The organism is Fluviirhizobium alvei, from assembly GCF_030551875.1.
In the GTDB taxonomy this organism is placed as follows: Bacteria; Pseudomonadota; Alphaproteobacteria; order Rhizobiales; family Rhizobiaceae; genus Rhizobium_E; species Rhizobium_E alvei.
In genome coordinates this window covers 60,006-84,418 of the sequence record NZ_JAUOZU010000010.1, presented here as the reverse complement: position 1 = coordinate 84,418, position 24,413 = coordinate 60,006, and the positions used below count along the sequence as shown (strand labels likewise).

At 60.0% G+C, this 24,413-nt stretch carries 22 protein-coding genes and 1 tRNA gene; 13 read left to right on the top strand and 10 right to left on the bottom strand.

Annotated elements, in window-relative coordinates; translation table 11 throughout:
* Positions 1-5 precede the first annotated feature (5 nt).
* The 6 genes from Q4481_RS15275 to Q4481_RS15250 all read left to right on the top strand — a co-directional run bounded on the left by Q4481_RS15275 (position 6) and on the right by Q4481_RS15250 (position 6,865).
* Complete coding sequence (locus Q4481_RS15275) at positions 6-1,133, top strand: FAD-dependent oxidoreductase (protein WP_304377254.1); 1,128 nt, start codon at positions 6-8, stop codon at positions 1,131-1,133.
* 23 nt (positions 1,134-1,156) lie between these two features.
* On the top strand, positions 1,157-2,332 hold the full coding sequence (locus Q4481_RS15270; RefSeq protein ID WP_304377253.1) for an alpha/beta hydrolase family protein: 1,176 nt from the start codon (positions 1,157-1,159) through the stop codon (positions 2,330-2,332).
* Positions 2,329-3,216 (top strand): fumarylacetoacetate hydrolase family protein, encoded by an 888-nt coding sequence (locus tag Q4481_RS15265; protein WP_304377252.1) that lies wholly within the window; start codon positions 2,329-2,331, stop codon positions 3,214-3,216. Before Q4481_RS15270 ends, Q4481_RS15265 begins: the two co-directional genes overlap by 4 nt.
* Before the next feature lie 4 nt (positions 3,217-3,220).
* Positions 3,221-4,261: a VOC family protein gene (locus Q4481_RS15260; protein WP_304377251.1), complete on the top strand. Its 1,041-nt coding sequence runs from the start codon at positions 3,221-3,223 to the stop codon at positions 4,259-4,261.
* The gene (locus tag Q4481_RS15255) at positions 4,258-5,031 is read left to right on the top strand and encodes a cyclase family protein (RefSeq protein ID WP_304377250.1); all 774 of its coding nucleotides are present in this window, start codon (positions 4,258-4,260) and stop codon (positions 5,029-5,031) included. Before Q4481_RS15260 ends, Q4481_RS15255 begins: the two co-directional genes overlap by 4 nt.
* 115 nt (positions 5,032-5,146) lie before the next feature.
* Complete coding sequence (locus tag Q4481_RS15250; RefSeq protein ID WP_304377249.1) at positions 5,147-6,865, top strand: bifunctional helix-turn-helix transcriptional regulator/alpha/beta hydrolase; 1,719 nt, start codon at positions 5,147-5,149, stop codon at positions 6,863-6,865.
* Positions 6,866-6,888: 23 nt separating this feature from the next.
* Here the strand turns inward: Q4481_RS15250 and Q4481_RS15245 are convergent, their stop codons facing one another.
* The gene (locus tag Q4481_RS15245; RefSeq protein ID WP_304377248.1) at positions 6,889-7,593 is read right to left on the bottom strand and encodes a GntR family transcriptional regulator; all 705 of its coding nucleotides are present in this window, start codon (positions 7,591-7,593) and stop codon (positions 6,889-6,891) included.
* Between the two features lie 317 nt (positions 7,594-7,910).
* On the opposite strand from Q4481_RS15245, the gene Q4481_RS15240 reads away from it, so the two are divergent.
* Both Q4481_RS15240 and Q4481_RS15235 read left to right on the top strand, forming a co-directional pair.
* A complete protein-coding gene (locus tag Q4481_RS15240) occupies positions 7,911-9,269 on the top strand; it encodes a glutamine synthetase family protein (protein ID WP_304377247.1) in 1,359 nt (452 codons plus the stop codon).
* A gap of 2 nt (positions 9,270-9,271) precedes the next feature.
* Positions 9,272-10,576 carry an NAD(P)/FAD-dependent oxidoreductase gene (locus tag Q4481_RS15235; protein WP_304377246.1) on the top strand — a complete coding sequence of 435 codons (1,305 nt, stop codon included), beginning with the start codon at positions 9,272-9,274 and terminating at the stop codon, positions 10,574-10,576.
* A gap of 26 nt (positions 10,577-10,602) precedes the next feature.
* Here the strand turns inward: Q4481_RS15235 and Q4481_RS15230 are convergent, their stop codons facing one another.
* The 6 genes from Q4481_RS15230 to Q4481_RS15205 all read right to left on the bottom strand — a co-directional run bounded on the left by Q4481_RS15230 (position 10,603) and on the right by Q4481_RS15205 (position 17,236).
* Positions 10,603-12,327: an amidase gene (locus Q4481_RS15230; RefSeq protein ID WP_304377245.1), complete on the bottom strand. Its 1,725-nt coding sequence runs from the start codon at positions 12,325-12,327 to the stop codon at positions 10,603-10,605.
* A 2-nt stretch (positions 12,328-12,329) separates the two neighbouring features.
* On the bottom strand, positions 12,330-13,370 hold the full coding sequence (locus tag Q4481_RS15225) for an agmatine deiminase family protein (RefSeq protein WP_304377244.1): 1,041 nt from the start codon (positions 13,368-13,370) through the stop codon (positions 12,330-12,332).
* A gap of 61 nt (positions 13,371-13,431) precedes the next feature.
* Entirely contained in the window at positions 13,432-14,466 is a 1,035-nt protein-coding gene (locus tag Q4481_RS15220) for an extracellular solute-binding protein (RefSeq protein WP_304377243.1), read from the bottom strand.
* A 19-nt stretch (positions 14,467-14,485) separates the two neighbouring features.
* Complete coding sequence (locus tag Q4481_RS15215; RefSeq protein ID WP_304377242.1) at positions 14,486-15,289, bottom strand: ABC transporter permease; 804 nt, start codon at positions 15,287-15,289, stop codon at positions 14,486-14,488.
* The gene (locus tag Q4481_RS15210; protein ID WP_304377241.1) at positions 15,282-16,175 is read right to left on the bottom strand and encodes an ABC transporter permease; all 894 of its coding nucleotides are present in this window, start codon (positions 16,173-16,175) and stop codon (positions 15,282-15,284) included. Before Q4481_RS15210 ends, Q4481_RS15215 begins: the two co-directional genes overlap by 8 nt.
* Positions 16,172-17,236 (bottom strand): ABC transporter ATP-binding protein, encoded by a 1,065-nt coding sequence (locus Q4481_RS15205; protein ID WP_304377240.1) that lies wholly within the window; start codon positions 17,234-17,236, stop codon positions 16,172-16,174. Before Q4481_RS15205 ends, Q4481_RS15210 begins: the two co-directional genes overlap by 4 nt.
* 99 nt (positions 17,237-17,335) lie before the next feature.
* Between Q4481_RS15205 and Q4481_RS15200 the strand changes: the two genes are divergently transcribed.
* Genes Q4481_RS15200 through Q4481_RS15190 form a run of 3 tightly spaced genes read left to right on the top strand, consistent with a single transcriptional unit; the run spans position 17,336 to position 20,146 of the window.
* Positions 17,336-18,025: a TetR/AcrR family transcriptional regulator gene (locus Q4481_RS15200; RefSeq protein ID WP_304377239.1), complete on the top strand. Its 690-nt coding sequence runs from the start codon at positions 17,336-17,338 to the stop codon at positions 18,023-18,025.
* Complete coding sequence (locus Q4481_RS15195; protein WP_304377238.1) at positions 18,022-19,671, top strand: amidohydrolase; 1,650 nt, start codon at positions 18,022-18,024, stop codon at positions 19,669-19,671. Before Q4481_RS15200 ends, Q4481_RS15195 begins: the two co-directional genes overlap by 4 nt.
* Entirely contained in the window at positions 19,661-20,146 is a 486-nt protein-coding gene (locus tag Q4481_RS15190; RefSeq protein WP_304377237.1) for a DUF3237 family protein, read from the top strand. The genes Q4481_RS15195 and Q4481_RS15190 overlap by 11 nt, the downstream gene beginning before the upstream one ends.
* 267 nt (positions 20,147-20,413) lie before the next feature.
* On the opposite strand, the gene Q4481_RS15185 is transcribed toward Q4481_RS15190, so the two are convergent.
* Both Q4481_RS15185 and cpdR1 read right to left on the bottom strand, forming a co-directional pair.
* Positions 20,414-20,488 (bottom strand) — tRNA-Val (locus Q4481_RS15185).
* Between the two features lie 108 nt (positions 20,489-20,596).
* Positions 20,597-20,959 (bottom strand): response regulator CpdR1, encoded by a 363-nt coding sequence (cpdR1, locus tag Q4481_RS15180; RefSeq protein ID WP_201657372.1) that lies wholly within the window; start codon positions 20,957-20,959, stop codon positions 20,597-20,599.
* Between the two features lie 212 nt (positions 20,960-21,171).
* Here cpdR1 and Q4481_RS15175 point away from each other — a divergent pair, with 212 nt between their 5' ends.
* Entirely contained in the window at positions 21,172-22,056 is an 885-nt protein-coding gene (locus Q4481_RS15175; protein WP_377353136.1) for an N-formylglutamate amidohydrolase, read from the top strand.
* A gap of 260 nt (positions 22,057-22,316) precedes the next feature.
* On the top strand, positions 22,317-23,090 hold the full coding sequence (hisN, locus tag Q4481_RS15170; protein WP_304377367.1) for a histidinol-phosphatase: 774 nt from the start codon (positions 22,317-22,319) through the stop codon (positions 23,088-23,090).
* Between the two features lie 14 nt (positions 23,091-23,104).
* Here hisN and Q4481_RS15165 read toward each other — a convergent pair whose 3' ends face one another.
* The gene (locus Q4481_RS15165; protein ID WP_304377236.1) at positions 23,105-24,070 is read right to left on the bottom strand and encodes an alpha/beta fold hydrolase; all 966 of its coding nucleotides are present in this window, start codon (positions 24,068-24,070) and stop codon (positions 23,105-23,107) included.
* Between the last annotated feature and the right edge of the window lie 343 nt (positions 24,071-24,413).

Here is a 24,413-nt window from a genome sequence, read left to right as displayed (position 1 = left end):
TGGTTATGACTGTAGTGAAGAATGTATTGGTGGTTGGCGGCGGTATCGGCGGCCTGTCCGCAGCGGTCGCTCTCAAGCAGAAGGGTATCGACGCGGAAATCGTCGAACTGAACGAGCGCTGGCAGGTCTATCATGTCGGGATCATCGTTCAGGGCAACTTCCTCGTCGCCATGGATGCGCTCGGCGTAGCCGACAAGTCGATCGAAGCGGGCTTTCCTTACGAGGGAATCCACCACTGCGATATCGATGGCAACCGCCGCTACAGCCAGCCGCCGATCAAGGTCGGCAGCGCCAAATACGCCGCCAATCTCGGTCTCACCCGGCCGGCGCTGCACAAGATCCTGACGGACGCTGTTCGCACCCAAAACATTCCTGTGCGCCTCGGCGTGACCGTGAAGGACATGGTGGAGGGACCCGATGGCGTTGCCGTGACGTTCACCGATGGTACGAGCGGGCGTTACGATCTCGTCATTGGTGCCGATGGCGTCAAGTCGCAGATGCGCCGGCGCCTGTTCGGCGAGGACTACAAACCCGCGTTCACGGGTCAGGGCGTGTGGCGCTACAACATTCCACGCCCGGCGGATTTCGTTGACATGGAACTCTTCCGCGGCAAGCCGGGTGCGACCGCAGGCCTGGTGCCGCTCGACGAGAACTCGATGTATATCTTCTACGTTGCTGGAGAACCCGGCAATCCGCGCTTTCAGCCTGAGACGCTTGCCGACGAATTGCGCAACCGTCTTGAAGGTTACGGCGGCCTGATGGCGAAAGTTCGCGAACAGATCATCGACCCGGCACTGGTCGTCTATCGTCCGCTCGAAACCCTGCTGATGCCTGATCCCTGGTATCGTGGTCGCGCGATCCTGATTGGCGATGCCGCCCATTCGACCACGCCGCATATGGGGCAGGGTGCTGCATTGGCCGTCGAGGATTCGGTCGTCCTGGCAGACGAGCTCTCAAAGGCGAGTTCGGTTGAAAGCGCGCTTGCAGCCTTCATGCGGCGCCGTTTCGACCGGGTGAAGACCGTTGTCGACAATTCGATCCTTCTCGGCGAGGGCGAAATGAACCCGGAAATGAAAGTCAACGTGCCGGAAGTTTACGGCCGTGCCTTTGCCGTGCTGGCCCAGCCGGCATGAGACCTGCATGACAAGGACAGAAGATGTTTTTCTATTTCCCCAATAACTATGTCTGGAATCTCTCGGTCAACATTGCCATGATCATGGGCGCCGAGATTGGCGAGATCGATGAGATGTGCAAGCCGCTGGTCGAGATTTCGACCCGTGGCGACGACGAGGGGACGCAGGCCTTCCTCGCAGCCTGGAATGCCATGGCTGACAAGCTGGTCGCCCAAGCCGACGAAGACATGCGGCTGAACCGCAGGTTCAGCGCCGCCCGCAAGCACAAGCGCGCCTCAATCTATTACATGATCGCCGAGCGCATGCAGGCCCATGGTTTTGCGCCGCGATTGCAGACCTATCGCAAGATGCTCGACAGTTTCTCGAAATTTGTCGAATTGAATGGCGAGAACTGCCAGAGAGTGGAAATTCCCTACGATGGCGGGGTGATCTCCGGCTATCTCACGCTCGCGCCGGCAACGGCTGATGGGCCGGCGCCAATTCTCGTGCATGTCAACGGTCTCGATAGCTGCAAGGAGATGCTTTACCTTCCGGGTGCGCCCGAAGGTCTTGCACGCCGTGGCGTCTCGTCGCTCTGCATCGACCAACCCGGCACCGGTGAAGCGCTGCGCCTGCACGACATGAAGGCCGTTTACAACAGCGAACGCTGGGCTTCGAAGGTGGTCGACTGGCTTGAGGCGCGCGACGATGTCGATCCGTCGCGGATCGGTCTCTGGGGCATTTCGCTCGGCGGCTATTATTGCCCGCGCGCCGTGGCAATGGAACCGCGCTTCGCGCTCGGCGTCGTGTTCGGCGCCAACCACAACTGGGCCGAGGTCCAGGAAAAGCGGTTGCGTCGCGAAGGGGATCGGCCGGTGCCGCACTATTGGGAGCATGTGCGCTGGGTTTTCGGCGGCGAGACGATCGATGAATTCATGTCGATTGCATCGAACATGCACCTTAACGGCATTCTCGACCGCGTGCGCGTGCCGTTCCTGGTGACGCACGGCATCAATGACCGCCAGATCAGCCTCGACTACGCCCACCAGACCTATGACCAGCTGGTCAACAGCCCGAAAAAGGAACTGAAGATCTTCGATCGCGAAACCGGCTGCATCGAACATGCCGGCGCCGATACCCAGACCTACGGTACCGACTATATCAACGACTGGGTGGCCGAGACCTTTGCCGAAATCAAGGCGGGGAGATATCCGCGATGAATTCGGGCTCCGAAGCGCAGGCCATCCCCTTTTCGATCGGCAGCTTTTCGATCTCCGGCAGCCCCTCCTTTCCGGCTCTCGTCTTCGATGACGGCGCCGCTGTGCCGCTGGCGTCCGTGCTGCCTCTGGCGGGCAAAAAGGGGATCCGGCTGACGGGAACCGACAGCGTGCATGGCCTGCTTGCGGACTGGGACTGGAATTTCGCCTGCCTGTCCGAACTGGTCCGCTGCCTGGCTGAGGATGATGATGCCCGCGGTCATCGCGGCGGCTTCATGCCTGAGGAATTTCTCAAGGCGGGCAAGCTGCTCACCGGTCCGCGTCAGGTTTTCCGCCGCTCTTCGACGGATGGTCGCGTCTCGTCTCTGCCGCATGTGGTGATCGGCCTGCCTGCCGATCCATTCTTCATGCCGGAGGATATGCGCGACAGCCGGCCCGTCTTTTCGCTTGGCCTCGTGATCGGTCGCATGATGCGGAATGTCGACGAGACCGAGGCGATGGGCGGAATCGCCGGCTATTGTCTCGCGACCGAGATCGCCAGCGAGAATGCGGACGAGACGTTCGACCGGCTCGGCATTCCCGGAACGTTGCCGCTCGGACCGCTGCTCGTTCCACGGGCGTTCGTATCCGATGCAGCGTCCCTCGAATACCAGCTCGGCCTCAACGGGCCGCCGCTTGAACGCGGACGGTTGGGCGACCTCGTCCAGGGCATCCCCGCGCTCGTCGCCTCGCTCTCCCGCCGCACGCTGCTTTTGCCGGGCGACGTGCTGGTTCTTGGCGGCAAAAGCGATTTGATGTGTCAGCCGCTTCAGGATGGCGACATTGTCGAGGCTGTTGCGACCGGTCTCGGCCGGCAGATGATCAACATTCAATGCAAGGAAGGATAGGAACATGGCCATCATTGGTATCGAGTCCCTGATCTATGGCGTTCCGGATCTCGCTGAATCGACCCGGTTTTTCGAGGATTTCGGTCTTGTGCTCGCAGAAAGCGACGAGACATACTCGCATTTCCAGCTCGATGAAGGATCACATGTGGTACTGCGCAAGGTCGATGATCCAAGCTTGCCCAAGTCGGTCCTGCGCGATTACGGCGTCAAGGAAGTGATCTGGGGTGTCGACAAGGCGGAGAACCTCGAAAAGCTGGTCGCTTCGCTTGCCGTGGATCGGGAAGTCCGCCGCGATGCTGACGGGACAGCCCATTTCATGACCGATTGCGGTCTGGCCATGGGGCTGCGCCTCTACGAACGCAAGAAGGTGGTCTATGCGCCCGATCCGCTGAATGCGCCGGGTAATGTTCATCGTCTCAACAATTCCCGCAAATGGAAGACGCGGGCGCGCCCGAAGACGATCACCCATGTGGTCTTTGCGGTCGAGGATTTCGTCAAGAGTTTCCGTTTCATGGAGGAACGGCTGAATTTCCGTCTCTCCGAACATCAGCTGGGTTTCGGCATTTACATGCGCTGCGATGGCGCCAATGACCATCACAGCCTGTTCTTCCTCGATCAGAATGCTGCCGGTGCACCGGGCTATCCGGTCTTCCACCATGCCAATTTCGGCGTCGAGGATATCGACGAGATGATGATCGGTGGCAATTACATGACCCGCAAGGGCTGGACCTACGGCTTCCTCGGCACCGGGCGTCACCGTATCGCATCGGCACTCTTCTGCTACATCAAGTGCCCGGCAGGCGGAGAAGCGGAATATGGCGCCGATTCCGATTACCTCGATGATGGTTATGTGCCGCGCGAGTGGAATGCCCTCTTCGGAACCCAGATCTGGATGACCAATCCGCCGGCTTTCATCGCCAATAATCCGCCCGAATGGATTGTGCGGTATATGCCCGAAGGATTCCCGGCCCATATCCGTTCGAAAGCAGATCTGCCGCCACCGCCACCACGCGGCCCGGCACCCGCTGGAAATGCAAACGCATGAGCCGGCGGTTTATCGATATCTCCGTGACACTGAAGGCCGGGATCGCCTCCGATCCGCCCGGCCTGACCCCGAAGATCACCTATCTCGATCATGATTTCGGGGCCAGGGAATTCGAGCAGATGGCCGGCGTGCCGGTTTCGGAGCAGCTCGAGGGCAAGGGCTGTGCCTCCGAACGCTGCGAGATCACGACCCATGTCGGGACCCATCTCGATGCGCCTTGGCACTATCATCCGACGATGAACAATGGCGAACGCGCCTGGACCATCGACGAGGTACCGCTGGAATGGTGCTATGGCCGCGGCGTCAAGCTTGATTTCCGCGACAAGCCGGATGGCTATGTCTGTACGGCCGCAGATGTGGAGGCGGAACTGGCCCGTATCGGTCATGACCTGCAGCCCTTCGATATCGTGCTGGTCAACACGGCGGCCGGCGCCCGTTATGGCGAGCCGGATTTCGTCGGTCGTGGTTGCGGCATGGGGCGCGAGGCCACGCTGTACCTCACCAGCCGGGGCGTCCGCGTGACCGGGATTGATGCCTGGAGCTGGGATGCGCCCTTTGCCTATACGGCCAAGAAGATCCGCGAGACCGGCGACTATTCGCTGTTCTGGGAAGGGCACAAGGCCGGGGCCGAGCAGGCCTATTGCCATATCGAGAAGCTCAGCAATCTCGAGGCGCTTCCTGCAACCGGCTTCATGGTGAGCTGCTTTCCGGTCAAGATCGAGGGGGCTTCTGCAGGTTGGTGCCGGGCGGTCGCAATCATCGAGGATTGAGGCCGTTAGCCATTTGACAAAATTCAGGCTCCGGTCGGCAGGCCGGAGCCTTTTCCTTGGCGCTGAACCGTGGCATGAAACGGAAAATTCACTATGCCTTTGAGCTCAGTGCACAATGTCGACAGATACGAATGACTTGATCGCCGCCATCTATGCGGCGACTTTGTCTCCAAACGATTTTGCCAAGGTTCTGCATGATCTCGACACGATGCTGTTCGATGGCGAAGTCGCGTCCGATGCGGTGTTGAGCGAAGCGACCCTCTCTCATATCGGTGTCGCACGGAGCATTCAGGAGCGGATCGGCCGCACGACCACGGAAGAGCAACGGCTCGCCGCAATCGTTGAATCGGTCCCGAACCCGACCTATATCCTGTCCCGCTCCGAAGTCATGTTGGCCGGTAACAACGTTGCCCGACGCAAGTACGGAGCTTTGCCGGCAGTCCTGAGTGATCTCATCACACACAAGGATGTCCTGCGACAGCTGCGCGACTATTTTCGCCGCGGCGAAGTGGGCCAGCCATTGGCGATCGCGGGCCAGATCGCTTCACTGCAGACCAGCCAGACGAGCGTTCTCGTGAACCGGATCGATCCGTCCATGGCGGGCGGAGATCCAGATCTGTTCCTGCTGTCGATTGTCGATTTTGGATTTGATGGACGTGTGACCGAGCTGTTTAGGATCGCGCACGGGCTTACGCCTGCCGAAACGCAGGTCGCGGTCTTGCTCGCCAGTGGATTGCGACTGGCAGACATTGCCTCTGAACGCGGCGTTTCTGTCGAAACCGTCCGAACCCAGATCAAAACCATCAAGAACAAGACGTCCGTCCGGGATCTGCCCGGCTTGGTGCGACTGTTGTGTGGCTTCACGGCGACCCTTGTCGCACAGGCCGGCCAGAATGGCGGTTCAGGACAGGTTTTTTACAAGGTTCGCCGGCAAGTCACGCTCCCGGACGGGCGCAGGCTCGACTATCTTGAACAGGGCGCACCTGACGGTCGTCCAGTGCTTCTGTTTCACAATCTTCCTTATGGTGCGGAATTGTCAGAAGCCGCGCTCCAGCAGGCACAACTCGATGGTTTCCGCTTCATCGCGCCCTATCGCCCGGGGATGGGCCTGACGGATCCAGCACCGAAATCATCTCCGGAAATGTTGCTTGATCTTGCTGCAGCGGACTGTGCGGAATTGTTGCGGCATCTCGGGATCGCCAATACCATCGTGATGAGCCATGCGGCTGGTTCAGCCTTTGCGCTGCGCTTTGCCAGTCGGGATCCGGACAAGGTCAGCCGCATGATTGCGGTTTCGCATGTGCCGATCTGGCGTCCACACTGGATCGCTGACATGCCGCAGCGGCAACGTTTCGTAACCCGTCTTGCCCGCCATTTTCCGCAGGTGCTTCCCGTCGTCGCCTGGGCCATGATTACCTGCATGGAAAGCCGGCAGGTCAACGAGTTCGTTCGTTACAATTGCCGCGACGGCAAGTCAGACGCGAAGGCCGTCGAAAGCCAGGAAACGATTGACCTGATTGCGAAGGGTTCGATCTATGCGTTGCATAAGAGCGTTGCTTCCTTTTCGCTCGAATGCCTGATCGCCCAGACGGATTTCGTTGCCGAGGCGCGCGCCTGCCGCCACAAGTTCCATATCCTGCATGGCGAGGATGACCAGATCATCAGGCTCTACAAAAGCCAGACCTTCGTGGATGAGGTGCCCGGCACCACGATCGAGACCGTGCCGGATGCGGGCCAGTTGCTTTTCTTCAGCCATTGGCCGCGGCTGTTTTCCGCACTCAAGACGCCGCCGATGTCATCCACGGCGTTCGCGCGTCTCAGCGCCCTGGTCTGAAGGCTGATCTAGGGCTTTCCGTTTCAGCGCGCACTGGTGGCCTTTGCGACATTCAGGAGCCTGAGACGCCCGACATGGCCGGTGCCATCCTGAATATCGGCTGTGATGGCTTCCTTGAGTGCGACCGCATCGCGACGCTTGATCGCCTCGATCGCTTCCCCATGACGGTCGACCTGATAGCTCTGGTCGAGATGAGCGACCGCTTCGCGCATGAAGGGGCCCATTCGCAGCCAGACGGATTCGATCAGCGGCAACAACACGAAGGACGGCCGTACATCATACATGCAGCGGTGGAAGGCGAAATTGCGTTCGATTCCGAGTTCGATATTGCCGTCCTCGTAGGCTTCGTCGATCTTGTTGTCGAGCGTCACCAGTTGCTCGATCCGGATATAGTCGATGAAATGCATCGCCCGCTCGGCGGCCACCGTTTCCAGTGCAATCCGGGTGGCGATCAGTTCATCGAACCGGTCCGGGCCGATGTCGGGGACGCGAACGCGCCGATTGTCGAGATATTCGAGCGCACCATCGGCGATCAGCTGATCGAGGGCTCCCCGTACAGGCATGGTGCTGACGCCGAGGCTTTCGGACAGGCCCGAGATCGTAACGGGCTGACCCGGCGGAAAACGGCCGGACATGATGGCGCGGCTCAATGACCGATAGACCCACTTCTTGGTGGATTCGCCCTTCAGCTTGGCTTCGCTGCTGACCGAAATCTGTTTCGCGTCCATCGGGTTCGTCCGTTTCCTCTGCCCAGCGCATCTTCGAAATTCGCCTTAGCACAGCAAATGTCGATTTGCAGTGATTTCGGTGATTTACAAATTTGATCATATCTATTATGAATATGATCAAATTATGGGTCCGAAGCCAATTCGGGCATTGGGGGTACAAATGCACTGCTTCATGAAGGTCGACGAAGGACCGCTAGCCAAAGGCTGAAGCATGCCCATGCCGCAACACAGTCGGCATATCCCAACCCAATTCTTGAACATTCAGGGAAGCCCCGACGTCCTTGCGTCGGCATGGCTGTCCCAAATGATGGTGACCTATGATTGATGAACAGGAAGCGCGCGATTTTCTGGAGCGGAATCCGGATGTCGAGGTGCTGGAAGCTTTCGTGATTGATGTGAACGGTGTTCCGCGCGGCAAGTGGATCCCGCGCGAACGTGCCGTCGAAGTGCTGGTCAAAGGCATGGCGATGCCGCGTTCGGTCTGCGCGCTCGATATCTGGGGTCGTGACGTCAACGATGCCGGTCTTGCCGAAGGGACGGGCGATCCGGACGGGATCTGCCGGGCGGTTCCCGGCACCCTCGCCCGTGTCGGCTGGCTGAAGCGTCCGACGGCCCAGGTGATGCTCAGCATGCAGAATGCGGCGGGCGAGCCTTTCTATGCCGATCCTCGTCAGGTGCTGGCCAATGTCCTGTCTCGTTTCGAGCGCATGAAGCTCCGGCCTGTCGTGGCAACCGAGCTCGAATTCTACCTCATTGACCCGGTGCGTTCGGCGCTTGATCCAGTCCGCCCGCCCAACACGCGGGAAGGGCGGTGGCATACCGGGCAGACCCAGGTTCTTTCGATTTCCGAACTGCAGGATTTCGAAGATGTGTTCAGCGAAATCGCTGCGGTTTGCCGCGCTCAGGGCGTGCCGGCTGATACGACACTGCGTGAAAACGGACCCGGCCAGTATGAAATCAACCTCAACCATCTGCCCGATGCGATGCGCGCGGCCGACAATGCGGTGCTGCTCAAGCGGATCGTCAAGGGTGTGGCGCGCAAGAATGGGCTCGATGCGACCTTCATGGCAAAGCCTTACGGCACCCAGGCCGGCAGCGGCATGCATGTCCATTTCTCGATGATCGATTCTACTGGGCAGAATATCTATGCCGACGAAAATGGTCCCACCGATGCGTTGATGCATTCCGTCGGCGGTTTGCTGCGATACATGCAGGAAAGCACGGCCATTTTTGCGCCGCATGCCAATTCCTTCCGTCGCCTGACGCCGAGCGAGCATGCGCCGACCTATGCATCCTGGGGCATCGACAACCGTTCGGCCGCTGTCCGGGTGATCAAGGCAGGACGCTCGGCGACCCGTATCGAACATCGCGTGGCCGGTGCCGACACCAACCCCTATCTCGTTCTCGCGATGATCCTGCAGGCGGCCTATATGGGCATGGTCGAGAAGTTGCAGCCGGGCGGGCCGATCACCGGCGATGACCATCCTTCCGATATGGAGCCGCTGGAACGCAGCTGGCACGCAGCGGTGCAGAATTTCGCCGAATCCGGCTTTGCCTTTGCAGCCGTCGGTCCGGAGTTCCGCCAACTCTATACAGCCTGCAAACGCCAGGAACTGCAGGAATTCGCTCTCAGAGTCACCGACGTCGAATATGACGCTTACATCAGGACGGCTTGAACATGAACGTTGCAGCAAATCACGAAAACCCCGGTCATATCGCTTCCTGGTATGCCGCCACTGCCAACGACAAACGGATCCGGCCAGAACTGGAAGGAGCTCTCGAAGCCGATATCTGCATCATCGGTGCCGGGTTCACAGGCATCTCGGCCGCACTCGAACTGGCCGAGAAAGGCTTCAGCGTCGTCGTGCTTGAGAGCGAACGGATCGGCTTCGGCGCGTCCGGGCGCAATGGCGGCCAGATCGTCAATGGCTACAGCCGAGACTTCGAAACGATCGAGCGCCGCTTCGGTCCGGAAACCGCCCGCAAGCTCGCCCTTATGTCTCGCGAAGGCGGTGACATTATCCGGGAACGGGCGCGCAAACATGCGATCGATTGCGATGTGCGCGACGGTGGCTTCTTTGCCGCCTTTACGCCCAAGCAGATGCGCGAGTTCGAAACCGTCAAGGCGAGCTGCGAAAGCTACGGCATTTCCGGCATGGAAATGGTCAGCAAGTCGGATCTCGGTCGCTATGTCAGCAGCCAGCGCTATGTCGGCGGCATGATCGATACGCGCGGCGGCCATATCCATCCGCTCAACCTCGTTCTGGGCGAGGCCCGTGCAGCCGAAGCGCTCGGCGCGCGCATTTTCGAAAAGTCCCGCGCGGTTGCCGTCGATCTCAGCGGCAAGCGCCCGCTGGTGAAGACCGCGCGTGGACGCGTGGAGTCCCGTTATCTGCTGGTATGCGGTAATGCCTATCTCGGCAATCTGCTGCCAAAGATCACCGAGCGGATGATGCCGGTCTCAAGTCAGGTGATGGTCACCGAAAAACTCGATCCGGCGATGCTCGATCGCATGTTGCCGGCCGATTACTGCGTCGAGGATGCTAACTATGTGCTCGACTATTATCGGCGCACGGCTGACAATCGGCTCCTCTATGGCGGCGGGATCGGTTATGGCGGTCAGGATCCGGCCGATCTGACTGGGATTATCCGGCCAAACATGATCAAGACCTTCCCGGAACTGGCCAACACCAAGATCGACTATGCCTGGAGCGGAAATTTCGCCCTGACGCTGACCCGTATTCCGCATGTCGGTCGTCTCACCGATACGGCCTATTTCTCGCATGGCGACAGCGGGCATGGTGTGACGACAACCCATCTGCTCGGCAAGATTCTCGGGGAAGCCGTGGCCGGCCATGCCGAACGGTTTGATGTCTGGGCTTCGTTGCCGAGCCTGCCGTTCCCGGGTGGCAGAGCCTTCCGCGTGCCGCTGACGGCTCTCGGCGCCTGGTGGTACGGTCTGCGCGACCGCCTCGGCGTCTGATATCCGTCAGATCCTGCTCCGCCGCTTCAGAGCGGCGGGGTGCGTGGTGGCGCGGTCCGACGCGAACCAGTGGCCTCGAAGGCTGCGGCAAGGGCGAGAAGCGCGGTGTCGTCATAGGCGCGGCCCGCAAAGGTCAAGCCCACCGGCATGCCGATATCGGCCATTGTCCCCATTGGTACGGTGACCGTCGGAATTCCAAGATGGCGGATGGCGAGATTGCCATTGGCGACCCAGACCCCGTTCCGCCAGCCTTGATCGGCGGAAGCCGGATTGACATCCATGTCGGCTGGCCCGACATCGGCCACGGCCGGGAAAATCACGGCATCAAGTCCGCGCCCTTCCATCCATTGTTCGAGATCGATCCTGCGTGTGTCCTCAAGTCCACGCACGCCTGCTTCCATATGCGGGATCGCGGTAAAGGAAGCGTAGGGATGTTCTCGCACCTGGTCCGGATAGTTCGGCAGAAAGTCATCGAAGCCCGTATAGCGGTCGGGCAAAGCGCCTTGCGGATGCGGAAAGATCAGGCTTCCATCGACCTTGGCAAGCGTTGACAGCGCCGGATCGCCATTGGCGGCCAGAAAGTCGTCCCAGGCCCAGGCGGATAGATCGAGAAGTTCCTTGTGAAGGAATTCCGGGCTGACCAGACCGCGCGTCAGGATCGACGGCGCGCCGGGACGGTCGGATTCGTAATTGCTGACGGCCGGGAAATCGACCTCGACGATGATTGCGCCCGCTGCCTCCAGGTCGGATCGCGCCTGTTGCCAGAGAGTAAGGACGGAGGCGCGGGTTTCGATCGGCTTGCCTGTCGCGCCGCCAATGCCGCCGGTCGGGTTCGTACCGGCTTGTGGATCGGCATTGATATACATGCGCGGCACGCCCAGACGTTTTCCGGCGAGCTTCGCGCGTGCTTCGACCATGTTCTTTGCGGCCAGCGCAGGATAGGTCTCCGGTCTCACTTCGGATGCTTTCGGCAGGCCCACCCATGGCTGGGCGCGCCAGAAGTCGCCGCGCGTGTCCGGGTCATCGGCGACGATGATGTCGAGCACTTCCAGCATGTCCGCCAAGCTGCGCGTATGCGGTACGACAACATCCATGGTGGGCACAAGCGGCCAGTTGCCGCGTACCGAAATGACACCACGCGATGGTGTGTAGGCGCAGAGCGCATTGTAGGAGGCGGGTGCCCGCCCGCTCGACCAGGTTTCCTCGCCAAGCCCGAAAGCGCCGAATGAGGCGGCCGTGGCGGTTCCCGATCCATTGGACGAGCCGGATCCAAAGGCGCTTGTCAGCCACTCGGCATTGTAAGGGCTTTCCGCGCGACCATAGACGCCGCGCTGCATGCCGCCATTAGCCATGGGTGGCATGTTGGTCAGGCCAAGACAGATGGCTCCTGCCAGACGCAGCCGCTCGATGGTGAAGGCGTCGCGCTGGGCGACGAGATGTTCGAAGGCGGGGCTGCCAGCAGCAGCGGTGAGGCCACGCACCAGATAGCTGTCCTTGGCCGTATAGGGTATGCCATCGAGCGGCGAGAGGATCGCGCCGCGCATGCGCCGGTCGTCGGATGCCTTCGCTTCGGCGAGCGCATCCGGATTCATCACCACCATGGCGTTGAGCGCCGTTGCCGTGCCGGGGACATCATAGGCCGCGATGCGTGCCAGATAGGCCTCGACAAGTTCGACGCTTGTCACTGTACCCGCCTCGAGTGCCGCGCGCAGTTCGGCTATCGATTTTTCAACGACATCGAAGCCGGGCATGATCAGCCTGCCTGTCTGACGGAGGGCTGTTGCTGGGTGATGCAGTGAATGCCGCCACCACGGGCAAAGATCGGCCGGGAATCGATCGTCACGACCTTCCGACCCGGATAGGCCGCTTCGAGCACGTTGCGCGCGGCTGCATCGGTCTTCTCATCGCCGAAGCCACAGGCAATCACTCCGCCATTGACGGTGAGATGATTGACATAGGAATAATCGACGAAGCCATCCTCATCGCGTATTTCCGTCGGTGCATCGAGATCCAGGATCGTCCAGCGCCGGCCTGCGGCATCGGTGGTGGTCTCGAGGAGTGCGCGAATGTCGCGCATGACCTGATGGTCCGGATGATCGGGATTGGGCTGGCGATGAAGCAGCAGCACCCCCGGAGAAGCGATCGTCGCAACGATATCGACATGGCCCGATGTGCCGAAATGTTCGTAATCGCGGGTCAGTCCCCGCGGCAGCCAGATCACCTTCGTGGCGCCAAGTGTGCGTTGCAGCTCAGCCTCGACGCGCTGTCGGTCTGCATAGGGGTTTCGACGCGGATCGAGCTGAACCGTTTCGGTAACAAGCACCGTGCCTTCGCCATCGACATGGATGCCGCCGCCCTCGTTGACGAGCACGCTCGACACCAGTTCGGCTCCGCTGTGGGCGGCGATGAAGCGGGCGATTTCGGCCGACTGTTTCCATTCGGCCCAGCCGTGGTCGCCCCAGCCATTGAAGATCCAGTCGACTGCGCCAAGCAAGCCGGGCCGGCTGTCGTCGACGACGAAAGTCGGGCCGAAATCGCGCATCCAGAATTCATCGAGCGGCGCCTCGACCTGCTCGATGTGGCTGCCGAGCATGCGGCGCGCGCGTTCGCGTTCAGATGGATCGACGACCATGGTGACGGGTTCGAATTCCGCGATCGCATGCGCCACATCCGTCCAGGCCTGATAGCCGGTCTGCTGCCAGGCTTCGCCTTCGCCGAGTGTCTCTCCCGCTCTGGGGAATGCCATCCAGGTACGATCATGCGGGGCAGTCTCGGAGGGCATGCGCCAGCTCATTGCGGCTTTCCTTTTAAACGCGGTGGCTACCGGCTGGATATCCAGCCGGTATGGTTTTGCTTCACTTGGTCAATTCTGTCCAGATGCGGGTGTAGATTTGCTGGACATCGGCCGGGCAGGTCACCTGGAAATGGGCCGCTGACTTGAGTTCGGCCGGGATATTCATTTCCGGCGCATTCGGCAGGTCCTTGTCCATGAACTTGTCCGAGCCCTTGATGGCATTGCCATAGCGCGTGTAGTTGGAGATCAATGCCGCATTTTCCGGTTCCATGATGAAGTTCAGGAAAAGCTTGGCATTTTCGACATTCTTGGCATCGGCCAGAATGGCGACATTGTCCTGCCACAGCGAGAAACCTTCCTTCGGATAGCCATAGGCGAAGCCCGGATTCTCACCGCGGATGCGCATGGCGGCGCCCGACCAGAAGACCGAGGCATTCAGGTCTTCCTTGATGAATTTCTCGAAGCTCGCATAGTCGATCGAGGCCCAGGATGGCTTGGCCGCCATCAGTTTGTCGCGCGCGGCCTTCAGAATTGCCTTGTCGGTGGTGCAGGGTTCTCCGCCGACCGAGCCGATCGCCATATCGATGACATCGTTCATCGAGGGAACGACATTGATCTTGCCCTTCAGTTCTTCCGGCGGATCGAGGAAGATGGCGGAGGTATTGAGATCGCCTTTGTAAACCTTGGTGTTGACCATGACGCCGGTCGTGCCCCAGACCCACGGTACAGTATAGTGGCGGCCCGAATCCCAGGCAACATCGACCCATTCGGGATCGACATTCTTGAAGTTCGACATCTGATTGGGCTCGCTCTTCATGAGCAGGCCCTTTTCGATATAGATCGGCACGACGGAGGCCGAAGGCACCACGATATCGAAGCCATGACCGCCGGCCTCGATCTTGGCCATCGCCTGTTCGTTGGAGTCATACTCAGTGAGCGTGACCTTCACGTCATACTTCTGTTCGAACTTCTTGATCATGTCCGGCGGCGTGTAGAGGCCGAAATTGAAGATGTTGAGCTGGCCGGCGGCAAGCGCGGGCAGGGCGGTCGCCATCAGAATGGCGGTGGTTGTGGCAAGTCGGGATGCGTATTTCATGGCTTTCTCCTCTGAAAGTTCAGTTTTTCTTGCGTGTTGCCACCCATGACCCCGCCACGATCAGCACGCTGATCAGAAGAAGAAGCGAAGAAATGGCGTAGATCTCGGAGGTGAGGTTTCGGCGGAGTTCACCCATCAGATAGGTCGGCAGCGTTTCCTGACCTGGCGATTTCAGGAAGTCGCTCATCACGAGGTCATCGAGCGAGACGACGAAGGCCAGCATGAAGCCCGCCATGATGCCGGGTGCCAGAAGCGGCAGCGTCACGCGCCGGAACGTGTAGAAACGGCTGGCATAGAGATCGGCGGCGGCTGTCTCGAGGCTCAGATCCATACCTTCGAGGCGCGCGCGGATCGGCAGGTAGGCAAAGGGAATGCAGAAGGTCGTATGGGCCGCAATCAGAAAGCCGAGCCCGGTATAGCCGGTCGCTTCCTTGATCTGGCCGATGATGATCAGGAGCGCGATGGCCAGCACGATTTCCGGCACCATCAGCGGCTGGTTGAGGATGATGTGGATGATGCCTTCACCCTTGAGCCCTTCGCCGCGCGTCGTTGCCAGCGCCGCCATGGTTGCCAGCAACGTGGCAATCACAGAAGCCGTCGTTGCCAGAATGAAGGAATTGACGGCTGCATCGAGAAAAGCTTCGTTCTGAAACGCTGCGGCATACCATTTCAGCGACAGGCCTTCCCAGTTGCCGATCACCTTGCCCTCATTGAACGAATAGGCGACGAGGATCACCATCGGAATATAGAGAATGATGAAGCAGGTGATGGCGAGCAGTGCCGCGCCCGGCAGCCGTTTGACGTCGAAACCGCGCTCAACCATGGTTGCGCTCCTTCTTGCCCGACGTGATTTTCGTGTACCAGATCAGCGCCACCAGCACGAGCAGGGTGAGCGTTATGGCGAGGGCAGCGCCCAGCGGCCAGTTGCGGCCCTGGCCGAACTGCATTTCAATGAGGTTTCCCAGCATCATCGACTTGCCGCCACCCATGATGCGCGGCGTCACATAGGCGCCGAGGGAGGGGACGAAGACGAGGATGGAGCCCGCAATGATGCCCGGCCGAACCAGCGGCAGGATCACCCGACGGAGGCAATAGAGGCGCGAGGCATAGAGATCGTAGCTCGCTTCAGCGAGCCGGAAATCGAACTTCTCGATGGCTGCATAGACCGGCAGCACCATCAGCGGCAGGAACACATAGGCCATGCCGAGCAACACGGCGAAATTGGTAAACATCATCTGCAGCGGCTCATCGATGATGCCGAGAGCGAGAAGAATGCGGTTGAACACACCTTCCGAGCGGATCATCTCCTGGACGGCGATGGTGCGAACCAGAAGGTTGGTCCAGAAGGGTATGGTGATGAGAAACAGCCAGAAGCCGCGCTGCCCTGCCGGACGGGTCGCGATGAACCAGGCCGTTGGCAGGCCGAAGATCAGGGTCAAAAGCGTGGTCGCCAGTGACAGGCCGATCGAGCGCATCAGGATTGTCAGATGCGCGTCCGAGACTGTGACCGTATCGTCGAAGATATCGCGCTCAAACAGGACCGAGAACCAGCCGTCGGTCGAGAAAATCCACTTCACATTGCCGAAATCGCCCGGCGTCAGAAAGGAATAGGCGAGGACCACACCGAGCGGCAGGATCGAAAACAGCATGATGACGGTAACGGAGGGGAGCGCCAGCAGCCAGCGGCGCCAGGTTTCGGCAGCATTCATGCCTCAATCTCCGTATCCGCAATGATCCGGAGTGCTTCGGTTGGCAGTGCGATGTTAATCGTCGCGCCCTCGGCGAAGGTGCGGTTGCCATGGAGCGCATTCTGAATACGGGCGACCAGTTCGGTCCCGTCAGTCAGCGTCAGGTAGACATGGGTGTCGGTGCCGAAGAAGACGAGCTGCTTGACCTTCGCCGTCACGTTGATCGCTTCAGGCAAATGCGATGACAGCGCTACATGTTCGGGGCGGATCATCAATGTGAGGGCGCCGTCGGTTGCGCCCGGAAGGTGGGTCCGGCTCCCGCCGAGGATAACTGAACCGCCCGAAGACTGAACGGTCAGAAAGTTGGATTCGCCGATGAAGCCCGCAACAAAGCGGTTGGCCGGCCGGTCATAGAGCTCGCGCGGGGTGGCGATCTGCTGCACCCGGCCACCGCTCATCACCGCGATCCGGTCCGACATGGTGAGCGCTTCTTCCTGATCATGGGTAACGAAGATGAAGGTGAGGCCGGTTTCTCGCTGGAGGCGCTTGAGTTCGATCTGCATATCCTTGCGCAGCTTCATGTCGAGCGCTGAAAGCGGCTCGTCGAGCAGCAGGATGCGCGGCTTGGCCACCAGCGCACGGGCCAGTGCCACGCGCTGTTGCTGGCCGCCTGACAGTTCCGAACTTTTGCGATCCTTGAGATGGCCGAGTTGTACCAGCTTCAGCATGGCATCGACGGCGGGCGCGATCTCGGTGCGTGGCCTTCCCTGGGCTTCCAGTGCGAAGGCGACATTCTGGCCGACTGTCATATGCGGGAACAGCGCATAATTCTGGAACACGGTGTTGACCGGGCGCTGGTTCGGCGGCATCCGGGCAATATCTTTGCCGTCGAGAACAAGGGCGCCGCCGCTTGGGCTGGAGAATCCTGCTATAAGCCTGAGCAATGTGGTCTTGCCGCAGCCGGACGGGCCGAGGAGGGTGAAGAACTCGCCTTCCCCGATGGTGAAGTTGACCTCATGCAGCGCGGTCACCGCGCCGTTACCGTAACCGAAACGCTTGGATAGTTCACGAATGTCGAGCATCTGCCTCTTGTCCCCAAAGGTCTGCGATATGAGTATTGACAAAATATCTTTAGTCAATAAAAAATTTAATCGACATAAATATTTTGCAGTGAAAAGCTAATGTCCGAAACTTTGAGCGACGAAAATCAGGCCGAGCAGGGCCTCCGGAGCCGCAAGAAGGCCAAGCGACGTGACGAGATCATCGGCGCGGCACGGACACTTTTCGCACGGCAGGGCATTGATGCCACCACCATGGCCGACATTGCCGCCGCCGCCGGCATCTCGGCGCCGACGGTGTTCAACTATTTCGGTTCCAAGGACGGCATACTGATCGCACTGATCAGCGAGGGGACGACTAAGGCGCGCGAAGATGATCGCGATCTTCTCTGGCAGGATGGGCTCGATCTCGGATCAATGCTTGTTGCCCTGTTCGTCCGGGTTTCGGGCCGCACGCTGGAAATCGCGGGCAAGCGGGTCTGGCGTTACGCGGAATCGGCCGCCATCCGCCATCCAGAGACCGAGCTGGCCGCGGAGTATCACAGCGTATCGCGGGCGTTGGTGGGTGTGCTGGTCGAGTTTCTCGCGACCATCGATCTGCGTCTGAGGGCCGGCGGCGAGGCTTCGACCGAATATCTCGGCCAGTTGCTGCACGATGTGTGGATGCCCTGTTTCATCAATCTCATAACGGACGAGGAGCAGACCCTCTCGGAACACGAGGCGATCTTGAACCAGCGACTTTTGCCGCTGGTCCAGTTGCTGTTCGACGATGGCTGTCTCTCGTCTCCCATCCGCAAAGGACCGAATGCATGACTGCCTCGCTGATCTTCCTCAATGCCCGCGTGCTGACCATGGATGAGGCGGCGCCGCGGGCGCAGGCCGTCGCCATCGGCGACAATCGCATCCTTGCCGTGGGTGACAGGGAGGCGGCGATGGCTCATGCAGATGAGTATACACGGATTGTCGATTGTAACGGCGCCACTCTGATGCCCGGCTTCGTCGAAAGCCATCTGCATCTCTTTTCAGGAGCCTATGGACAGACGCTACTGCAATTGGGCGATATCAAGGGCTATGATGCCATGAAGGCTGCCGTCGAGGCCTTTGCCGCTGCCAAGCCTGACGAAGGACTTCTTTTTGCCCAGGGTGCTGACTACGAGATTCTCGGCAAGGGAACGCGGCTCGACCGCCATGCGCTCGACAGCATGTGCCCCGACAGACCGCTGGCCGTCATGGCCTATGACTTCCACACGCTGTTTGCAAATACGGCCGCGCTGAAGGCTGCGGGCCTTCTCAATGGCCGCGAGCTGCCGGTGGGCAATGAAGTGGTGATGGGCTCCGATGGTCTTGCCACCGGCGAATTGCGTGAAAAGTTCGCGCTGTTGCCGGTGCTGGAACTGCGGACATCCGGCGGCCGCGAAATGTTCGGCATGTCCGGCCTCGAACCACCCGTGACGCCGACGCCTGCCGAATGGCGCGAAGATATGGAAACGTTGAAGTCCGGCATGCGCTTTGCCGCCTCCAAGGGCATTACCGCGATGCACAATATGGATGGCAACCGCCACCTCATGGAACTGCTGCGCGACGTGGAGAAGGAAGGCGGCTTGCTGGCCCGCATTTCCGTGCCCTTCCATCTGACGCGCGAAATGGACCTCTCCGAACTCGACCGTGCTTCGGCAATGACTTCAGATTTCACCGGTGACACGCTCACCTGCGGTCGGGTCAAGATTTTCATCGACGGTGTGATCGAAAGCGGTACCGCTTCCATGCTCGATGACTATTCCGACCGGCCGGGCCTGAAGGGCGATCCGATCTTCGATGCCGAAAGCTTTCGCCGGGCAGCGATTGAAGTGGATCGGCGCGGCCTGCAGATTGCGGTCCATGCGATCGGTGACGCCGCTGTTCGCATTGCGCTCGATGGTTACGAGGCCGCCCAAAAGGCCAACGGCAAGCGTGACAGCCGCCACCGGATCGAGCATATCGAAATGATCGATCCCGCCGACATTCCGCGCCTGGCCGAACTCGGCGTGATCGCCTCCGTGCAGCCGCTGCATGCGCCCGTGGGCGAAACGCCGACCAGCCGCAGCATCGGTGAGGCACGGGCACCCTACGCCTATGCCTGGCGGATGCTGGCCGAGGCCGGCGCCACGGTCGCCTTCTCGTCGGATTGGCCGATCGTGCCGATCGATCCGCTTCTCGGTATCCAGACGGCCCTGACGCGCCAGCCGCATCTGCCAGGCCTGCCCGACCAGCGGCTGCCGCTCGATCAGGTTCTGGCCGCCTTCACCCGCAATGGTGCCTATGCCGGCCACATGGAAGACAGAACCGGCAGCCTGCGCCCCGGCATGTTCGCCGATCTGGTGCTGCTAACGGACGATATTGAAGCCACGCCCGCAGAGCAAATCGCCGGTCTCGGCATCCGCATGACCGTCTGCAACGGAAGGATTACCCATGAAGCGTGACGATCTCGAACTCGACATGACCGCGCTGGGGGCGAGCCAGACGATCGGCACGCCCGGCATCCGCAAGGCCATCGTCATTCGCGCCGATATCGGCCCGGCGCTGGAATTTGCCACCACGCAGGGAACTGTGCGGGCAATGTTCCCGATTGTCGGCGGCGAGGCGAGGGGCATCGGCTGGTCGGCGAAGATATTGCCGGGCGGTGCCGATTTCGCCAACCGCCTGCCTGATGGTTCCTATGCGATCGAAGCGCGCTATTGTCTCGAAATGGACGATGGCACACCGGTTATGGTGACCAATGCCGGCAAAATGGTGCTGCAGGCCGACGACAGCTACTTCGGCCGCACGCGCGCTGTTCTGGAGGTGCCGGACGGACCGCACCGCGCGCTCGGCGATGCCGTTTTCTTCGGTACGGCGCTAGCCGAGGCCAACGATCCCGATCATGTCTATATCGAGCTCTGGGAAGCGCCGGTCTGATCCGGCTCCGACCATCTGGATGCAAAAAACAGGCGGTCGGGTATCAACCCGGGTAACGAGCCCATGGTGACCTCTTTTCGGATGGTCGCTGGTTGGACAATGAGAAACGGATGAGTCGGCGCTGAACGCGTTCCGGCTCTCTCCGCATGTTTCCATGTTGCCACGCTGGATCCGCCCGCCAGTATCCGAAGCCGAAATCTCTCAGCCGATGCCAGAAAAAGGAAAAATCCCCGTTAGGGGATTTCTCAACATATTCAAGAAGAAGGATGGTGGGCGTGACAAGGATCGAACTTGTGACCCCTACGATGTCAACGTAGTGCTCTCCCGCTGAGCTACACGCCCATCCGATGGCGGCGCATAGACCAAAAAACCGTGCGCCGGTCAATAGACATTTTTGCGCTTCGGCTTCTTTTTTGTCCGCGCCGCCGCGCAGGCACTGGAAATCCAGGCTCAGGCCGCCAGCATTTTGTTTACTTCATCCACGAGATCGCGGAGATGGAACGGCTTGGAAAGCACCTTGGCATCCTTCGGCGCGTTCGAATCGGGGTTCAGGGCAACAGCCGCAAAGCCGGTGATGAACATGACCTTTAGATCCGGGTCGAGTTCGGTGGCGCGACGGGCCAGTTCGATGCCGTCCATTTCCGGCATGACGATATCGGTCAGCAGAAGCGAGAAGGGTTCCTCGCGCAGCCGGTCGTAGGCGCTGGCGCCATTGTCGTAGGAAATGACACGGTAGCCGGCCTTTTCAAGGGCCTTCACCAGGAAGCGGCGCATGTCGTTATCGTCTTCTGCGAGAAGAATCTTCTGGCTCATTGTCTGTCTTCACCCATTTCGTGTCCGTAGCAAACGGAATTCGGCTTGGAGCCTAGCGGCTGCGGGGTAAAAATCCGGTGAACAGGCGCGAGGATCAACTGAAAAAGTGACCGCGGAACCGGATTTCCCATGGGCGCCAGTATGGACTTGGTCCGCCCCTGCTGGCAACATGCCAAATCAGAACAGAATGTTTGGAATTCAGAAAGGGCAGAATGATCTGGGATTTCCGGGAGGGGGAACTATTCGAAATCTGGGAGCCGGCTGAACAGCGCCTGCCTTTCGTTTTCAATTCCCCGCACAGCGGCCGGACCTATCCCCGGTGTTTCGTCGAGAATTCGCGGCTGGACCAGTTCGCGATCCGGCGATCGGAAGATCACTTTGTCGATGAATTGTTCGGCTGCGGTGTCGATCTTGGCGCGCCGATGCTGACGGCGCGGTTTCCGCGGGCCTATGTCGATGTCAATCGCGAACCCTATGAACTCGATCCCAAGATGTTCGATGGCCGGTTGCCGCCCTACGCCAATACCGGCTCCGTGCGGGTTGCCGGTGGGCTTGGAACGATTCCCCGTATTGTTGCCGAGAACATGGAAATTTACAGGCATCGGCTGCCGGTCGATGAGGCACTGTCGCGGATCGAGATGATCTACAAGCCCTATCACAATGCGCTCCGCAAACTGATTGCGCGCACCCATACGCGGTTTGAACGTGCCATCCTGATTGATTGCCATTCGATGCCGGGCAATATTCGCCTGTCGGGAAGCGGCATCCGCCCCGATTTCATCATTGGCGATCGCTATGGAACATCCGCATCCGGCGAACTGTCGCGTCTGGCGCTGCGTTTGCTTGAGGATCAGGGTTTTTCGGTGGTCCGCAACAAGCCTTACGCCGGCGGCTTCATCACCGAACATTATGGCCGCCCGGCCCGTGGCCTTCATGCCCTGCAGATCGAGATCAATCGCGCCCTCTATATCGATGAGGCGACACTGAAGAAGAAGCCCGAATTTGCGCTGATCGCCAAGATGTTGCGCCGGTTTTTCGAGGATTTTACGTCGGAAGCGACATCCTCGGCCTGCGATCTGTCGCTTGCGGCAGAGTGAAATCCCAGACCTTGCTCCAAAAAAGAACCGCGCCTTCAAGCGCGGTCAAGTCTAGGGAGGAAACACCCAAGGAGGGCATTTACAGCCGGTGAAGACTGTAGATAAACGCTACTGCTGCACTGCAAAAAAGTCAACATGATTGACATAATCAGCGGAACTTTTTTTGCCTCTCCGGAAAATTCCCCGCCCCTTCCGCCAAAGGCTTGATTTTTTGTCCATTCCGGGTCTTTGGAATGGCTTTAGGACCAACGAGGACCATGATGCTCCCTGACCGCGCTTTCTTCGATCGTCTCGCTGATGCCGCAAAGGCCGAGACCCTGCCGCGTTTCCGTTCCGGACTGGATGTGACGGACAAGGGTGGCCAGTACTATGATCCTGTCACAGAGGGCGATCAGGCTGCCGAGGCGGCCATCTGCGCGCTGATCGAGGCGCATTTCCCCGATCACGGTATTCTCGGTGAAGAACATGGCTCGAAGGGGCTTGATCGCGATTATGTCTGGGTCATCGATCCGATCGACGGAACCCGCGCCTTCATTTCCGGCGTTCCCGTCTGGGGCACGCTGATCGGCCTCTATCACAAGGGGCGCGCCATCATGGGCCTGATCGACCAGCCCTTTACCGGCGAACGCTATTTCGCAGACGGAACGAAATCGACCTATCGCGGTCCCGGCGGCGAGCGCATCCTCAAGACCAGCGGCTGCAAGGAACTCGCCAAGGCGAAGATGTTCACGACATCGCCGCATCTGTTCGAAGGTCAGGATGAAGTGCGCTATCGCACCGTTGAAAAGGCTTCGCGGCTGTTTCGCTACGGAACCGATTGCTATGCCTATGCGCTGCTCGCGGCAGGCCATGTCGATCTCGTGGTCGAATGCGCCCTGAAGCCCTATGATGTCGGCGGCATCATTCCGGTAATCGAGCAGGCCGGCGGTGTGATGACCAGCTGGGACGGCGGTCGACCCGAGATGGGCGGTTATATCATTGCGGCCGCTACGCCGGAACTGCATGCGGAAGTGTCTGCGATCCTCAGATCCTGATCGCGACCGCCCTGTCAGTCACCCGAAAAGATCATCGGGTCTGAATCCGAACCCGGCAGGAAGGCGGCGATGGCCGCAAGCGCCTGGTTGCGGAAGAGATCACGCTCCTGAAGGAGTTCGTGCTCGGCACCCTGGATGGTGACGAGCTTTCCGGCCCGGAACTTCTGTGACAGTTCCTCGAAATGGCGATAGGGCACGATCCGGTCGCCACTGGGCGCTAGGATCAGGCATGGGATGCGGATCTTCTTGAGATGGTCGAGCGTCTGCACCTCTTCGATCGTGCGCAGCATTGTGCGGATCCAGCGGGCCGTCGGCGGGCCGAGTGCCAGTGAGGGCCAGGTCCGGGCAAGTGTCTCGTTGCGGGCGAACCGCTGCGGATCGCTGGTCAAAACGTTGTTCTCGAAGGTGCGATAGGGCCTGTCTTTGCTGAATTGAACCCAGCCGAAGCCGGTCCAGGTTGCCAGGCCGGAGAGGAACTTCATCAGGCCGACCGACGCGCCGAGGCCGGTTGCTCCGACAAAGGGTGCGCAAAGCACCATCCGTTCGATGCGGTTTTCGAGGTGCGGTGCCGATTTGAGCGCGATCAGCGAGCCCATCGAATGGGCCAGCACAAAGAACGGCAGCTTGGCATCCGGCAGCACGATCTTCTCCAGGAATGCGTCGAGATCGCGCTCGAAATCCCGAATGTTGCGCGCATGTCCGCGCCGGTGGTTCTTCAGGTGCCGGTGCGATCGACCCTGTCCTCGCCAGTCGAATGTGGCGACCCAGAGCCCCTGCCGGGTCAGATCGCGAATGGTTTCGAAATATTTCTCGATCGATTCATTGCGTCCGTGCAGGAGTACGATTGTTCCGCGCGGCACGGATGCATCGCACCGGAACACGGCATAGCGGAGCTTTGCGCCGTCATGGGACTCGAAAAAACCGGAAAAATGATTGTCCGGAATCGGATTGTCTGGCGTGGCATGCAGTATGTCGGTCATGCTTGCAATCATCGGGCCCGGTTGGTGGAGGCGGGATCTTTCAGGTTCTGATCGACACGACTTAGCACGATTCGAAGGCGGTTCGGAATTTCGGAAAGATGGCAGGAATGACTGTCGAGGGGCATGACCGTCATTCCTGCCAAAAAATAGCCGGTGCGGAAGGGACATGCGCGCCGGCTCGGGAGGGGACCTCCCAATGGTGCCAATATGCGACAGGGTGCCTGAACCATTGCCGAATTCGACGTTCATCCTGCATTCATCTGATTTCGCAGGGCGATCCCTTGAAAAAGACTTTCGACCTTACCAACTGAATTGCACGAGGCGCCGAGATCGGGCCTCGCCA